11 protein-coding genes are annotated in these 15,187 nt (G+C 61.5%); 5 read left to right on the top strand and 6 right to left on the bottom strand.

The features are described from left to right. Window positions 1–14 precede the first annotated feature (14 nt). Together glnE and U0029_RS05580 are read left to right on the top strand one after the other, a co-directional pair. Complete coding sequence (gene glnE / locus U0029_RS05585) at window positions 15–2,786, top strand: bifunctional [glutamate--ammonia ligase]-adenylyl-L-tyrosine phosphorylase/[glutamate--ammonia-ligase] adenylyltransferase (RefSeq protein ID WP_114852582.1); 2,772 nt, start codon at window positions 15–17, stop codon at window positions 2,784–2,786. A gap of 54 nt (window positions 2,787–2,840) precedes the next feature. Continuing rightward, a complete protein-coding gene (locus U0029_RS05580; RefSeq protein ID WP_012418044.1) occupies window positions 2,841–3,515 on the top strand; it encodes an epoxyqueuosine reductase QueH in 675 nt (224 codons plus the stop codon). Between the two features lie 33 nt (window positions 3,516–3,548). Here the strand turns inward: U0029_RS05580 and U0029_RS05575 are convergent, their stop codons facing one another. Next, window positions 3,549–4,940 (bottom strand): L-serine ammonia-lyase, encoded by a 1,392-nt coding sequence (locus U0029_RS05575; RefSeq protein WP_114852563.1) that lies wholly within the window; start codon window positions 4,938–4,940, stop codon window positions 3,549–3,551. 171 nt (window positions 4,941–5,111) lie between these two features. On the opposite strand from U0029_RS05575, the gene U0029_RS05570 reads away from it, so the two are divergent. After that, on the top strand, window positions 5,112–6,776 hold the full coding sequence (locus U0029_RS05570) for a Na/Pi cotransporter family protein (protein ID WP_012418046.1): 1,665 nt from the start codon (window positions 5,112–5,114) through the stop codon (window positions 6,774–6,776). 38 nt (window positions 6,777–6,814) lie between these two features. Here the strand turns inward: U0029_RS05570 and U0029_RS05565 are convergent, their stop codons facing one another. From U0029_RS05565 to polA, 3 genes are all read right to left on the bottom strand, one after another. Continuing rightward, on the bottom strand, window positions 6,815–7,606 hold the full coding sequence (locus U0029_RS05565) for a dienelactone hydrolase family protein (protein WP_012418047.1): 792 nt from the start codon (window positions 7,604–7,606) through the stop codon (window positions 6,815–6,817). A gap of 33 nt (window positions 7,607–7,639) precedes the next feature. Continuing rightward, window positions 7,640–8,476 (bottom strand): ZIP family metal transporter, encoded by an 837-nt coding sequence (locus U0029_RS05560; RefSeq protein WP_012418048.1) that lies wholly within the window; start codon window positions 8,474–8,476, stop codon window positions 7,640–7,642. A 116-nt stretch (window positions 8,477–8,592) separates the two neighbouring features. Beyond that, complete coding sequence (gene polA, locus U0029_RS05555) at window positions 8,593–11,307, bottom strand: DNA polymerase I (protein ID WP_114852564.1); 2,715 nt, start codon at window positions 11,305–11,307, stop codon at window positions 8,593–8,595. Here polA and U0029_RS05550 point away from each other — a divergent pair. Both U0029_RS05550 and U0029_RS05545 read left to right on the top strand, forming a co-directional pair. After that, entirely contained in the window at window positions 11,306–11,989 is a 684-nt protein-coding gene (locus tag U0029_RS05550) for an LOG family protein (protein WP_445607617.1), read from the top strand. The genes polA and U0029_RS05550 overlap by 2 nt on opposite strands. Window positions 11,990–12,077: 88 nt before the next feature. Next, the gene (locus tag U0029_RS05545; RefSeq protein ID WP_114852565.1) at window positions 12,078–12,515 is read left to right on the top strand and encodes a hypothetical protein; all 438 of its coding nucleotides are present in this window, start codon (window positions 12,078–12,080) and stop codon (window positions 12,513–12,515) included. Window positions 12,516–12,580: 65 nt separating this feature from the next. Here the strand turns inward: U0029_RS05545 and typA are convergent, their stop codons facing one another. Together typA and truB are read right to left on the bottom strand one after the other, a co-directional pair. Next, complete coding sequence (gene typA, locus U0029_RS05540) at window positions 12,581–14,401, bottom strand: translational GTPase TypA (protein WP_012418052.1); 1,821 nt, start codon at window positions 14,399–14,401, stop codon at window positions 12,581–12,583. A 16-nt stretch (window positions 14,402–14,417) separates the two neighbouring features. Beyond that, a complete protein-coding gene (truB, locus tag U0029_RS05535) occupies window positions 14,418–15,152 on the bottom strand; it encodes a tRNA pseudouridine(55) synthase TruB (RefSeq protein ID WP_012418053.1) in 735 nt (244 codons plus the stop codon). Between the last annotated feature and the right edge of the window lie 35 nt (window positions 15,153–15,187).

Below are 15,187 nucleotides of genomic sequence, written 5' to 3'. Positions count from 1 at the left end.
CCGAAACTCGCCACATGTCGTCACCAACTTCTTCCTTCGATCAGGCATTGGCCTGGTCTGGTCATCTGCGCCGCCGCCTGGACGCGCATCCCGATTTGACCGCCTGGCTTATGCAGGCAGCCACTGAGCCGCTGACCGAAGCTAGGCTGCAGGCCTGGATGTTCGAGTTGGCAGGCGCTGACGCATCGTTACCAGTGGATACAACTCGGATCGCTCTGCGCAAGCTGCGCGAACGGGTATTCCTCGCCCTGATCGTGCGCGATCTGGGCGGACAGGCAGACCTCGGCGAGGTCGTCACCGCCATGACCTCGCTGGCCGATCTCTCGGTCGCCGCCGCCTACCGCTGTGTGGCCGACGAGTTAGAGCAGGTCCACGGCATGCCGCGCGAAACCAGTGGCGCGCCGCAGGAAATGCTGATCGTCGGAATGGGAAAACTCGGCGGACGCGAACTGAATGTATCCTCGGACATCGATCTGGTCATGCTTTATGGCGACGAAGGCGATACCGATGGGCCGCGCCGCATCAGCAACCATGAGTTCTACGGCCGCCTCACGCGCCGTATGATGCCTGTGCTGTCCGAAGTGGACGCCAATGGACAGGTGTTCCGCACCGATCTGCGCCTGCGGCCCGATGGCGATGCCGGCCCTCTGGCCTGGAGCCTGGATGCCTTGGAGCACTATCTGATCGGCCAGGGACGGGAATGGGAACGCTATGCCTGGCTCAAGGCGCGGCTTATCCCGGCCCAGGCCTTCGCCGGGAGCGACAGCCGCCAGCAGGCCCAGCAACTGGAAAGCTTGCGCGTACCGTTTGTGTACCGCAAATACTTCGACTTCGACGCCTTGGCGGCATTGCGCGCCCTGCGCGAACGCATCCGCCAAGACTGGCAGCGCCGTGCGCTGGCGCGCAACGGCGTGGATAGCGCCAACAATATCAAGCTGGGCGATGGCGGCATCCGCGAAATCGAATTCGTGGTGCAGTTATCGCAGCTTATCCGCGGCGGACGCATGCCCACGCTGCAACAGCGCGGCCTCATTGAGGCGCTGCATGCCGAACGGGATGCAGGCCTGCTTCCCGCCGAGGATACCGCCCGCCTGGAGGCTGCTTACCGCTTTTTGCGCCGTACCGAACATGCTTTGCAGTACCGCGAAGACGAGCAGACCCACTTGCTGCCGGGCGAGGCCAGCCAGCGGCAGGCCTTGGCGCGAGCGCTGGGCTACACCCCGGCAGAATTCGAGGATGCGCTGGCCGGCCACCGCGAATTCGTATCGCGCACCTTCCGTAACGCCTTCCGCCTGGCCGGCATGGGGGAGGAGGAAGAAACCCCTAGGCGAGGCAAGAGCGCCGATGCCGGCGAACAGCTTGGCCAGCAAATCCGAGAGGCTTTCGGCGAGCAGGCGGCTGACCTCGAAAGCCGCACTGAATCACTGCTGCTCAGCCACCGCATACGCAGCCTGCCTGAAAGCAGCCGCCGGCGCCTGGAAGCCCTGCTGCCCGCCGCCCTGCAGGCGGCGGCACAGACCAATGCCCCCCTGGAGGCCGCCACGCGGCTGTTTGACCTGATCGAGGCCATCGCGCAGCGTAGCGCCTATCTGGCCTTGTTAGCGGAATACCCCGATACGCTGGCGCGCGTCGCGCGCATGGTGGCCGCCAGCCCCTGGGCCGCGCAATACCTCACGCAGCATCCCCTGCTGCTGGACAGCCTGATCGACTGGCGCACCCTGTTTGAGCCGCTGGATTTCAACCAGATTGCACGTCAGTTGAGCGCTGACCTGGACGCCTGCCGCCTGCCCGATGGCAGCGCGGACGTCGAGCGGCAGATGAACCTCATGCGCGATGTGCAACGGCAGGCGAGCTTTCAATTGCTGGCCCAGGATCTCGAAGGCAGCCTGACCGTCGAAGCGCTGGCAGACCAATTATCCGCCCTGGCGGATTTGCTGCTGGCCGAAATCATCCGCCGCGTCTGGCCGCTGGTGAACCGCCTGCCGGGCGCCGAACCCCGCTTTGCCATCATTGCCTACGGCAAACTGGGCGGCAAAGAGCTCGGCTACGCTTCGGATCTGGACCTGGTCTATGTCTTTGACGATAAGCGCGAGGATGCCGCCGAAATCTACGCAAAACTCGGGCGCCGCATGACATCCTGGCTTTCCACCATGACCTCGTCCGGCCGCCTGTACGAAATCGACTTGCGCCTGCGTCCCGATGGCGACGCAGGATTGCTGGCCGTCTCACTGGAAGCTTTCGAGCAATACCAGCGCAAACATGCCTGGCCCTGGGAACATCAGGCGCTCACTCGCGCCCGCTACGCGGCGGGAGATACCCAGGTGGGGGCGGCATTCGAACGCATACGCGGCGACATCCTGGTCATGCCTCGCGACCCGGCCGTGCTGCGCGCCGAGGTGCTGGCCATGCGCGAGAAGATCAGTGCCGGACACCCCAACCACAGCGAACTGTTCGATCTCAAGCACGATCGTGGCGGCATGGTGGATGTCGAGTTCGTTACCCAATATCTGGTGCTTTGCCATGCGGGCGACCATCGCGTGCTGGTCAACAATTTGGGCAATATCGCCTTGTTGCGCCTGGCCGGCGAGGCTGGCCTGATCCCTGCCGATCTGGGCCTGGCCGCGGGCGATGCCTACCGCACCTTGCGGCGCGTACAGCACCAGATGCGTTTGAAAGGCATAGATCGCGCCAGAGTCATCCCTGATATCCTGAGTGCCGAACGCGCTGCGGTCAGCGCCCTATGGCGCACGGTATTTGGGGACGATACCCTGCCGGAAACCCACTGACGCCAGACATCGTAAAATAGGCGCTTACGCTGCTACTTATTGCCGGTTTTGTCCATGTCCGAACTCGTCCGCCCCAAGCTTGAACTGCCCTCCGGCCACGGCAAGGTGCTGATGCACTCTTGCTGCGCGCCCTGTTCCGGCGAAGTCATGGAAGCCATGACGGCCTCCGGTATCGACTACGACATTTATTTCTACAACCCGAATATCCATCCGGTCAAAGAGTACGAGATCCGCAAACAGGAGAACATCCGTTTCGCGCAAAAGCACGGCATCAAATTCATCGATGCCGACTACGACATGGACAACTGGTTCGACCGGGTCAAAGGCCTGGAAGACTCGCCCGAGCGCGGCGAGCGCTGCACAGTCTGCTTCGATATGCGTTTTGAACGCACTGCGCTCTACGCCCACGAGCATGGCTACGACACAATCACCAGCTCCCTAGGCATTTCGCGCTGGAAAGATATGAACCAGATCAACGGCTGCGGCGAGCGGGCCGCTGGCCGCTACGAAGGCCTGCTCTACTGGACCTACAACTGGCGCAAAGGCGGTGGTTCTCAGCGCATGATCGAAATCAGCAAGCGCGAGAACTTCTATCAGCAGGAATACTGCGGATGCGTGTATTCGCTGCGCGACACTAATCGCCATCGCCGTGAGCAGGGGCGCGAACGCATCCACATCGGTGTGAAGTTCTATGGCAAGGAAGACCTCATCAACGAGGAATCCCTCTAAGGCCTCCAAACCCTAGAAACGGCGGCGCCCGCCTCAGCACTCCACGATATTGACGGCCAGACCGCCGCGCGCCGTTTCCTTGTACTTGGTTTTCATGTCAGCACCGGTTTCGCGCATCGTCTTGATGACCGAATCCAGCGACACATAATGATGGCCATCGCCACGCAAGGCCATGCGCGCCGCATTGACGGCCTTCACCGACGCCATCGCATTGCGCTCGATGCAAGGAATCTGCACGAGGCCGCCGACCGGATCGCAGGTCAGTCCAAGATTGTGCTCCATGCCGATTTCGGCGGCGTTTTCGACCTGGGCCACCGAACCACCCAGCACGGCGGCCAGTGCGCCTGCCGCCATCGAACAGGCCACGCCCACTTCCCCTTGGCATCCGACCTCGGCTCCCGAAATCGAAGCGTTGTACTTGTAAAGCAAACCGATGGCTGCGGCCGTAAGCAAGAAATCACGGATGCCCTGCCGATTGGCCTGCGGCACGAAACGGTCGTAGTAATGCATGACCGCCGGAATGATGCCGGCCGCGCCATTGGTCGGGGCGGTGACGACGCGCCCGCCTGCTGCGTTTTCTTCGTTGACGGCCATCGCATACAGATTGACCCAATCCATCACGGACAAGGGATCGGATAGCGCGCGTTCGGCGTGTTGCGTCAGGCTACGGTACAAATCAGGGGCACGCCGACGCACGCGCAATGGGCCGGGCAGATCGCCATCGGCCTCGGGATAGGCGATGCCGCAGCCCCGCTTGACGCAGTCCTGCATAACCTGCCAGATACGATCCAGCCCGGCATCGACCGTGGCCTGATCATTCCAGGTCAGTTCATTGCGCATCATCAGACCGGCCACCGACAGGCCGCTCTCCTGGCACATGCGCAGCAACTCGCGCCCAGTGCGGAAAGGAAAAGGCATTTGATCGTGCGCCGCAATCACCTGTGAGTTGGCCGCGCCGGAGGTCACGACGAAACCGCCGCCCACGGATAAATAGCGCGACTCGCGCAGGAGCGCTCCCGCCGCGTCGAAAGCATGGAACTTCATGCCATTGGGATGTTCCGCCAGCGCTTCACGGCGATAAAAAATCAGATGCTCTTTTTCAATGAATGGCACCGGATGACGGCCCAGCAAAGACAGACTGCGATTGGCTCGCACCGCCTGCAGCAAGCTGCCTACCGCAGAGGGATCGACGGTGTCGGGCGCCTCGCCCATCAAGCCCAGCATGACCCCCTTGTCAGTACCGTGGCCCTTGCCCGTCGCGCCCAGCGAGCCATATAGCTCACAACGCACCGCAGCCACCTTGAGCAGCAGCCCGTCGCGCTCCAACCCTTGCACATAGAGCAGCGCCGCGCGCATGGGCCCCACCGTATGCGAACTCGACGGACCGATGCCGATTTTGAACAGATCAAACACGGAAACTGCCATCTGAATCTCCTACGGGACGGGCCCGGGCCATAATGGGCGCATGATACGCGCAAGAATGGCCGCTTTGGGAGGATGCGCTCCTGCGATTCACCCGCTAAGGCTAGGACGTGAGATTATTTCAAACTTGCCCGTTGTCGTCGTTGTACGAGGCCGCTGTGCCCGAGGAGGATCATGTCAGCTTTGCTGCCCATGCTGGATTTTGCCGGCTATGTCGCCTTATTGCTCTGGGGTGTACACATGGTGCAAACCGGCGTGCAGCGCGCCTTTGGCGCCGCCTTGAGCGCCGTGCTCGGCCGCGCGCTCGGCACGCGCGCGCGCGCCTTCGTGGCGGGCCTGGGCATCACCGCCGCACTGCAAAGCAGTACCGCAACCGGACTGATGATTACTGGCTTCGCTGCGGGCGGCCTGGTCGGACTGGTTCCCGCCTTGGCGGCCATGCTGGGCGCCAATGTGGGCACGACGCTCATCGTGCAACTGCTGTCCTTCGACCTAACGTCGCTGGCGCCGATTCTCATGCTGATCGGTGTCTGGATGTTCCGCCGTTACCCGCCAGGCAGAACCCGGGATCTCGGGCGGGTGTTCATCGGCCTGGGCCTGCTGCTACTGTCCCTGCATGCGCTGGTAGCCCTGTTCGAACCCATCGAACATGCGCCGCTGATGTCCATCATCCTGCAATCGCTGGCCTCGCAACCGGTGCTGGCCGTATTGATCGCGGCCATCATCACCTGGGCGGCGCACTCCAGCGTAGCGGTCGTGGTGCTGGTCATGTCGCTGGTCAGCCACGAGGTTGTATCGCTGGATGTCGCCATGGCCCTGGTGCTGGGCGCCAATCTGGGCACCGCGATCAACCCCATGCTGGAAGGTGTCACCGGCGATGACCCCGCCGCGCGCCGGCTGCCCGTGGGCAATCTGCTGACCCGTGTGGTGGGCGTCGTGATCGGCTTGGTGGTTTTACCCTTCGTCGTGCCGCTGTTCGCCCATTTGGATAGCGATGCCAGCCGCGCGGTGGCCAATTTCCACACCATTTTCAATATCGTGGTGGCTTTGATCTTCCTGCCGCTGCTCACACCCTACGGCGCCCTGCTGACGCGCTGGCTGCCCAAACGCAGCGACCCTAACGATCCGGCCCGCCCCCAGTATCTTGACGAATGGGCGCACGATGTCCCCGCCGTCGCGCTGGGCAATGCCCGGCGCGAAGCCTTGCGCATGACCGACATGCTGCAAACACTGCTGCTCTATGCCCGCGCCGGCTTCAAGCGCGATAACCGCCACCGTCTGATTCAAGCGCGTCAGCTCGACACGGCCCTGGACAAGCTCGAAAACGCCATCACCACCTATGTGGCCACCTTGGACCAGGAAAACTTTACCCAGGCAGACCGTCAGCAGCTCGATAGCATTCTGGCCTTCACGAGCAATATCGGCCATGCGGGCGACATCGCTTTCCAGGGCCTACTCGGTCATATCTCGCGTCTGCGCAAGCAGGGGCTGCTCCTGTCTCCGGAACAGCTCGCGCACGTCGACACGATGCTGAGCTGGCTGATTGCAAATCAGCGCCAGGCCGCTGCCCTGTTCGTCAACGACGACCTGCGTCAGGCGAGGGCCCTGGCGGGAGAGAAATCGCGCTTCCGCGCCCTGGAATCCGAGGCAGCAGAGGAACACCTGGGCAAAATCAAGAGGGGTGAGGTCGATGCGGCGGAAGCCGGCTCGCTCTATCTGGATATCCTGCGCGACATGAAAAGCATCAATTCGCATCTGGTAGGCGCGGCCGCCTACCCCTTGCTGGCCCGGCACGGCGAGCTATTGCCCAGCCGCTTGCGCGACACCAACGGCGACTGAAAATCGCTGCGGCGCCATTCCGGGGCCGCAGCACCCTATCAGGCCAGATAACGGCCAAACCAGCCCAGCATCCGCTCCCAACCATCTTTGGCGTCGACGGCGTTGTAACTGGGGCGATAGTCGGCCAGGAAGGCATGACCTGAATCGGGATACACCACGAAGCGCGAGGCCCTGGCAGCGTCGCTGCCGGCGGCCAGCTTGGCCTCCATGGCGCGCACATCCTCGAGCGGAATGCTTTGATCCTGCGCGCCGTACAGCCCAAGCACGGGGCCATGCAGTTCAGCTGCAATGTCCAGCGGCAGGGATTTGATCAAGGGCCCGTGGCCGCTGGCCAATTTACCGTACCAGGCCACGCCAGCCCTGACCTTGGGGTTATGCGCGGCATACATCCAGGTCGCGCGGCCGCCCCAGCAAAAACCGGTGATGCCCAGACGCGACGCATCGGCGCCCTGCGCACCGGCCCAGGCGACGGCGGCGTCCAAATCGCCATAAACCTGTTCATCCGGCACCTTAGCGACGATATCGGCAATCAGCTTGCCGATATCGGTGTAGCGTGAAGCATCGCCCTGGCGTTGATACAGATTGCTGGCGACCGCGAAATAACCGGCGTGGGCCAAACGGCGGCAAATGTCTTTGATGTGTTCATGCACGCCAAAGATCTCTTGCACGACCAGCACCAGCGGCGCGCCTTTCAGCCCCTCAGGCGCAGCGTAATAGGCCTCCTGAGTACCTCCCGGCACGGGCAATTGGAAATCCCCGTGGATCAGGCCCTCGGCACTAGTGTGCACCGTGGTGGAAGCCGGCGTACCGGCGGCGGCAGCGTAATTCATGGATGAACTCCGAAGGACGGCCGCACTTAAGAGTCAATGACGATGACGGCCCGCTTCGACGGCCGTTCCCGCAGGCACATGACCCGAGTGGGCTTCATGGTGCATGAATGACGTCACGCCGTAAATGATGGCCACGCCCACACCCACCAGCAAAAGCTGCGGAACAGCATCGGAAAGGGTCACGCGCTCGTGCATCTGCGGCATAAGGTCGGCAACCGAGATATAGAGAAAGCTGCTGGCCGCAATCACCAGAACATAAGGAACCAGCGCCTGCGCTTCCTGCAACAGGAAATATCCTACACCGCCGCCAATAGCCGTGCATAGGCTGGTAAACAGAATGAGCCCGAAGGCGCGCTTACGTTCCAGGCCCGCATTGATGAGCACCACGAAATCACCCAGCTTATGCGGTACCTCGTGCACGATGATGGAAGCGGCCGTCAATACCCCCAGAAGCGGATCGGTCAGAAAAGCCGCTGCGACCAATACACCATCGCAAAGATTGTGCAGCGAGCTGCCCACCAGAATTAGCATACCGCCCCGACCGGCCTCATGGCGGTCGTGCCCCTTATGGTGGTGATGCCCATCATGCTCGTGATGGTGGTTATGCCGCAGCAGAGAGATTTTCTCCAGCACGAAGAAACCGATCAGACCCGCCAGCATCAGCCCGAACAGCTGATGCGGGTCCGCATCGCTGGACTCGAACGCCTCCGGCAGCAGATGCAAAAGCGCGACCGATAACAGCACCCCCACCGAAAGGCTCACCATATGGTGCAAATACTGCACAAAAACCCGGTAAGCCAGCCAATGAGCAATGCACACCGAAATCAGGCCGCCAGCGATCGTCGCCAGAATGATCCAGAGGAGCAACATGGGAAAGGGGTGCGAGGGAAAACGCTATATTATATTGTTTCAATAACGTTTTAAACCGGACGTATGCCTATTGCTAAGCACCCGTTCCGGTGTGCGCTGATGGTGCGCACGGCTCGCTAGTGCGCCTGTTCCCAGTTGTGGCCCACGCCCACCTCAGCGATCAGCGGCACGCGCAGCGCAGCCACCTCGCTCATGAGACGCGGCACCGTTTCACGCACCAAGTCCAGCTCCACCGCCGGAACCTCCAGCACCAGTTCATCGTGCACCTGCATGATGAGACGGGCAGACAGGCGCTGCGATACCAGCCAGTCCTGTACCGCCACCATGGCCATCTTGATGAGATCGGCGGCAGTCCCTTGCATGGGGGCATTGATGGCGGCGCGTTCGGCCCCTTGTCGCCTCGGGCCCGAGGCCGCGCGAATATCGGGCAATTGCAGCCTACGGCCGAACACCGTTTCAACATAGCCTTGTTCGCGGGCCAGACGGCGCGTGTCGTCCATATAGCGCGCCACGCCCGGATAACGCGCGAAATAACGGTCGATATAAGCTTGCGCGGCATCACGCGTGATGCCCAGGTTGGACGCCAGCCCGAACACCCCCATCCCATAGATCAAACCAAAGTTGATCGCCTTGGCTGCCCGGCGCTGCTCGCTTGTCACCTCAGGCAGCGGCACACCAAACACTTCCGCAGCCGTGGCGCGGTGAATGTCCTCGCCAGCTGCGAAAGCACGCTGCAGATTCGCGTCATCGGAGACGTGCGCCATGATGCGCAATTCAATCTGGGAATAATCTGCCGACACCAACAGCCCGTCGCCGTCGGCCACAAAGGCTTCGCGCACCCGGCGTCCGGCGAGCGTACGCACCGGGATATTCTGCAAATTGGGGTCAGATGATGCCAGCCGGCCCGTGATCACGGCGGCTTGCGAATAATGCGTGTGCACCCTTCCCGTTGCCGGATTGATCATGCGCGGCAGCTTATCGGTATAGGTGGACTTCAGCTTTGACAGACCACGATACTCAAGCAGCACCTGCGGCAGCGGGTAATCCTGGGCCAGCTTGGAGAGCACCTCTTCGTCGGTCGAGGGCGCGCCGCCTGCGGTCTTGCGCACCACCGGCAAACCCATGCGCCCGAAGAGAATCTCGCCTAGCTGCTTGGGCGAATTGAGGTTGAACGGTTGGCCCGCCAGCTCATAGGCGCGCTGCTCCAGGGCCAGCATCTCACGGCCCAGCTCATGGCTCTGGCGGCCCAGCTCCTCAGCATCCACCTTGACACCGTTGCGTTCGATCGCGACCAGCACACGCGAGACTTCCAGCTCCAGTTTGTAGATACGCTCAAGCTCGCCGGTCACACCAGGGCGCAAAGCTCGATGCAGCTGCAAAGTGAAGTCTGCGTCTTCGGCGGCGTAAAAACCCGCCCTGTCGACCGCCACCTCATCGAAACCGATCTGCTTGGCCCCCTTGCCGCACAGGTCTTCATAATTGACCCCACTGCGGCCGAGGTAACGCTGCGCTAAATCATTCAGCCCCACACCGCGATGCGACTCCAGCACATAAGCCTGCAACATGGTGTCTTCCGTGACGCCACGCAGCGCAATGCCCTCGTTGGCAAACACATGGGTATCGTATTTAGCGTGATGCAGCAGCTTGCTTCGCGTGGCGTCTTCAAGCCAGCCGCGCAAGCGCTCCAACACCTCCTGCTTGGGTAGTTGCGTGCCGGCCTCCGGGCCGCGATGCGCCAGCGGAATGTAGCAAGCCACACCGGGCTCCACGGCCATCGACAGCCCAACCAAACGAGCTTGCATTTCGTCGAGCGAGGTCGTTTCGGTATCCAGCGCTACCAAAGGCGTGGCCTCTGCACGCGCCATCCAGGCATCGAAAGCAGGCCATTCCGTGATGATCTGATATTGCTGTTCGACCGGCGCCGCGTGCGCCACCTCCGCCACGCGCGCATCGCCTGCGGGCACGCGTTCGGCGTCGCCCGACAATTCGCGCAGCCAGGTACGAAAACCATAGCGGTCATAGAGGCGGTTGAGCGTGTCGCGGTCAAGCTCGGTCGGTTTCAAATCTTCAAGCGAGGTCAGGAATGCGCTGAGATCGCAATCGTCCTTGACGGTCAGCAACTGCCGGGTCATTGGAAAATTCGGAATCGCTTCACGCAGATTGTTACCCGCCACGCCTTTGATGCCGTCAGCGTTCTGGATCAGATGCTCGATGGACCCGAACTCGCTCAGCCACTTGACGGCCGTCTTGGGACCGACTTTGGTCACGCCGGGCACGTTGTCAACCGTATCCCCCACCAACATGAGGTAATCGACGATACGATCGGCGGGCACGCCAAACTTATTGACCACCCCCGTCTCGTCCAGCACTTCACCGGTCATGGTGTTGACCAGCGTGACCTGCGGGTTGACCAATTGAGCGAGATCTTTGTCGCCCGTGGAGACGATGGTATGCAAGCCCGCTTCCGTGGCGCGGCGCGCCAACGTGGCGATCACATCATCGGCTTCGACACCCTCCACGGCCAGCACCGGCCAGCCCAAAGCGCGGATCGCGGCATGGATGGGCTCGACCTGGGCAGCCAGATCCTCGGGCATCGAGGGCCGATGCGCTTTATATTCCGGGTAGATGTCGTCGCGGAACGTGCCGCCACGCGCATCGAATACACATGCGGCATACTCTGCTTTGTGGTCCAGGACCAACTTGCGCAGCATGTTGATCACACCATAAAGCGCCCCGGTCGGTTCTCCCTGGGCGTTGCGCAAATCCGGCATGGCATGGAAAGCGCGGTACAAGTAGCTCGAACCGTCTACCAGCAACAAGGTTTTTTTCATGATGACTAAGGCAGAGATGGACACACCCGCCGGCAAACAAATTCCGGTGATTATGTCAGAGATAAGGACTGCGGCAGAAAGACTGGCAGACATCGGCCCTGCCGTGAGCGTGTTCGGCAGCGCCCGCATTCGCCGCGACTCCCCCTATTATGCGACCAGTGTGGCGATTGCGGCGGCTCTGGCGCGTGAAGGTTTCGCCGTCATCGCAGGCGGCGGCCCCGGCATCATGGAGGCCGCCAACAAAGGCGCATTCGAGGCTGGCGGCACCAGCGTCGGCTTGAATATCAGCTTACCCCACGAGAAACACGACAACGGTTTCCAGACCATCAGCCTGTCCTTCGAATACTTCTCGTCGCGCAAAGTGGCTTTTTTCATGCACAGCATGGCTTATGTGTCGCTGCCGGGCGGCTTCGGCACCCTGGACGAGCTGTTCGAGGCCTTGACGCTCATCCAGACGGGCAAAGTGCCGCCCGCGCCAGTCGTGCTAGTGGGCAGCGAATATTGGCACGGCCTGATCGACTGGCTGGGCGAACAGCTGCGGGACCAAGGCATGATTGGCCCGCGCGATCTGGATCTTTTCATCGTCGAAGACGACCCGGAAAAAGTCGTCCGCCATATCGTTGATTTCCACCGCAATAAGCATACGCATCAAGAGGAATACGCGCCCTCCTTGCCAGCCTAAAGCACTTCGTCTGAGAAATGGCGCCTGACGCGCCGTGGCGTCCACCTCTGAGTATGGTCAGAAATTTTCTGCTGGAGGAAAAGCGCCAATGCGATGGTTGCCACTCATTTTTCTCGCGCTGACCGCCGGTTCGGCCAGCGCCTTCCCCTCCTTCGAGGACGCCCGCGACGGCTGGCCGCCAGACTGGGTTACCGGGTTTCCGGACAGCGACTTCTTCCACTTCAAACACGGCAACGGCAGCTCTAGCATCACGACGATAGACACACGCAAAGTCGATGCCCAAGGCATAGGCTGGTACTCCAATGTCCGGGTATCGCTGCTAGAACGCCGCGACGCTCTCATCTGCGCCGTATTCGGTCGTGACGGCACGCTGGTCGTTGCAGGCTGCGGCAAGCCACAAGAGCTCATGCCGCTCGCGCAGCACCTGATCAGCAACAAACCCTTTCGCGTCTACCTCAATCACCGCATCCGCTACGCGCCGCTACAGGGCCTAGACACCTTCCGCATCACCCGCATCAGCCCCTGAGCCGCTCTCCGAAAAGCAAAACGCCCCGAAACGGGGCGTTTTGCGACCTGCTGCCTGACGACAACTTATGCGCCATCACGGGCGGCGCGGCGGCGCTCGTGCTCTTGCAGATAACGCTTACGCAGACGAATGGACTTGGGCGTGATCTCAACCAGTTCATCATCGTCGATGAATTCCACCGCGTACTCCAGGGTGAGCTGGATGGGCGGAACCAGGCGCACGGCTTCGTCGGTGCCGGAGGCGCGCACGTTGGTCAGTTGCTTGCCCTTGATCGGGTTAACCACCAGATCATTGTCACGGCTATGGATGCCAATGATCATGCCTTCATACAGCGGCTCGCCGGGGCTCACGAACATACGGCCGCGATCTTGCAGCTTCCAGAGCGCGTAGGCCACGGCGTCGCCGTTATCCTGGCTGATCAGCACGCCATTGCGACGCTCGCCGATCGAGCCTTCGCGCACGGGGGCATACTCGTGGAAAGTGTGGCTCATCAGGCCCGTGCCACGGGTGAGCGTCAAGAATTCGTTCTGGAAACCAATCAGGCCACGGGCCGGAATAATGTATTCCAAGCGGGTACGGCCACGGCCGTCCGGCTGCATATCTTGCAGATCGCCCTTGCGGCGGCCCAGCTCTTCCATCACGCCACCCTGATGCGGGTCTTCGACGTCAACCGTCAAGGCCTCGAAGGGCTCGCACTTCACGCCATCGACTTCCTTGAACACCACGCGCGGACGCGACACGGCCAGCTCATAGCCTTCGCGGCGCATCGTTTCCAGCAGAATCGTCAGATGCAGTTCGCCACGGCCCGACACTTCAAACACCGTGTCATCACCCGTGTCGCGCACACGCAGCGCCACGTTGGACTTCAGTTCACGATCCAGACGATCGCGCAGCTGGCGGCTCGTCACGAACTTGCCTTCACGACCGGCCAGAGGCGAAGTATTGACCATGAAGTTCATGGTCAGAGTGGGTTCGTCAATACGCAACACCGGCAGGGCTTCCGGGGTGGCAACCTCGGTGACGGTGGTGCCGATGTTCAGGTCTTCGATGCCGTTGATCAGAACGATATCGCCGGCTTCGGCTTCGTCAACCAGCACGCGCTCCAGACCGCTGAACTTCAACACCTGGTTGATGCGGCCGCGTTGCACCTGGCCTTCAGGACCAAAGCGGAAGGCGACATCCATGCCGGGACGCATGCGGCCACGATTGACGCGGCCCACACCGATCTTGCCGACGTAGCTGTTGTAATCCAGCGAGATGATCTGCATTTGCAGCGGCGCGTTGGGATCATCATCACGCTGCGGCACGTGCTTCAGAATGGCCTCGAACAAGGGGCGCATATCGCCCTCGCGCACGTCCTGGGTCAAACCGGCATAACCCGACAGACCCGATGCGTAGATCACCGGGAAATCGAGCTGTTCTTCGGTAGCGCCCAGCTTGTCGAACAATTCGAAGGTCGCGTTGATGACGTGATCGGGACGAGCGCCCGGACGGTCGATCTTGTTGACCACGACAATGGGCTTGAGGCCCAAGGCCAGCGCCTTGCGGGTCACGAAAATGGTCTGCGGCATCGGGCCTTCCACGGCATCGACCAGCAGCAGCACGCCGTCGACCATCGACAACACGCGCTCGACTTCGCCACCGAAGTCAGCGTGTCCCGGGGTATCGACGATGTTGATGTGGGTGCCTTCGTATTCGACGGCGCAGTTCTTGGCCAGAATCGTGATGCCGCGTTCTTTTTCCAGATCGTTCGAGTCCATGACCCGTTCGGCAACCGCCTGGTGTTCGCGGAAAGTGCCGGATTGGCGCAGCAATTGGTCGACCAGGGTCGTCTTGCCGTGGTCCACGTGGGCGATGATGGCGACGTTGCGCAATGCGCGGGTCATAGCAGATCCTTTAAGTTCAGGTGGCAGGTAGCAAACCTGCCGGCAATTCATTGAGCGCAAGCAAGGCCGCCTTGGGATCGGTCATCGCTTGCAGGGCATCCAGGGTTACCGCGCGGTCCAGGGAAAACGGGCCGACCTGAGTGCGCCGCAAGGCAAACAGGTGGGCATAGCATCCCAGCGCGCGCCCGATATCCTGGGCCAGCGTACGGATGTAGGTCCCTTTACTGCACGCCACATCGATCTCCGCCTGGTGCCCTGTAAACGACAGCAGTTCGATGCGATAAATCATGACCCGCCGGGGCGGGCGTTCCAACTCGATACCGGCGCGGGCATACTCGTAAAGCGGTTTGCCATCACGCTTGAGCGCGGAATACATGGGCGGAATCTGCTCGATGCTGCCTTGGAAACGTGACAGCACTTCGCGCAGATTCGCTTCTTCCACGCCAGGAAAATCTTCGGGCGCGCGCGCCACGATATTGCCGGTGAGATCACCGCTATCGGTTTCTTCGCCAAATTGCAGCGTCGCCCGATAGGTTTTGTCGGCGTTGAGCATCGCACCGGAAATTTTGGTCGCCCGGCCCATACAGCACAAAAGCAGACCCGTAGCGAACGGGTCCAGCGTACCGGTATGGCCCGCTTTTGCAGCGTCCAGGGTGCGCTTGGCGCGCTGGAGCGCATGATTACTCGACAAACCCACAGGTTTATCGAGCAACAGCACACCGTCGAGCGGCTGCCCGCGTCGTTTAGCCATCGTCGGAATCCGAAACAGAGAAAAAAAGCGACGAC

It is taken from the genome of Bordetella avium (assembly GCF_034424645.1).
In the GTDB taxonomy this organism is placed as follows: Bacteria; Pseudomonadota; Gammaproteobacteria; order Burkholderiales; family Burkholderiaceae_B; genus Bordetella; species Bordetella avium.
This window is presented reverse-complemented; position numbering and strand designations above follow the sequence as displayed.

Coding starts and splice junctions, on each gene's coding strand:
- glnE (WP_114852582.1), top strand. CDS start 15: ATGTCGTCACCAACTTCTTCCTTCGATCAGGCATTGGCCTGGTCTGGT.
- U0029_RS05580 (WP_012418044.1), top strand. CDS start 2,841: ATGTCCGAACTCGTCCGCCCCAAGCTTGAACTGCCCTCCGGCCACGGC.
- U0029_RS05575 (WP_114852563.1), bottom strand. CDS start 4,940: ATGGCAGTTTCCGTGTTTGATCTGTTCAAAATCGGCATCGGTCCGTCG.
- U0029_RS05570 (WP_012418046.1), top strand. CDS start 5,112: ATGTCAGCTTTGCTGCCCATGCTGGATTTTGCCGGCTATGTCGCCTTA.
- U0029_RS05565 (WP_012418047.1), bottom strand. CDS start 7,606: ATGAATTACGCTGCCGCCGCCGGTACGCCGGCTTCCACCACGGTGCAC.
- U0029_RS05560 (WP_012418048.1), bottom strand. CDS start 8,476: ATGTTGCTCCTCTGGATCATTCTGGCGACGATCGCTGGCGGCCTGATT.
- U0029_RS05550 (WP_445607617.1), top strand. CDS start 11,306: ATGATGACTAAGGCAGAGATGGACACACCCGCCGGCAAACAAATTCCG.
- polA (WP_114852564.1), bottom strand. CDS start 11,307: ATGAAAAAAACCTTGTTGCTGGTAGACGGTTCGAGCTACTTGTACCGC.
- U0029_RS05545 (WP_114852565.1), top strand. CDS start 12,078: ATGCGATGGTTGCCACTCATTTTTCTCGCGCTGACCGCCGGTTCGGCC.
- typA (WP_012418052.1), bottom strand. CDS start 14,401: ATGACCCGCGCATTGCGCAACGTCGCCATCATCGCCCACGTGGACCAC.
- truB (WP_012418053.1), bottom strand. CDS start 15,152: ATGGCTAAACGACGCGGGCAGCCGCTCGACGGTGTGCTGTTGCTCGAT.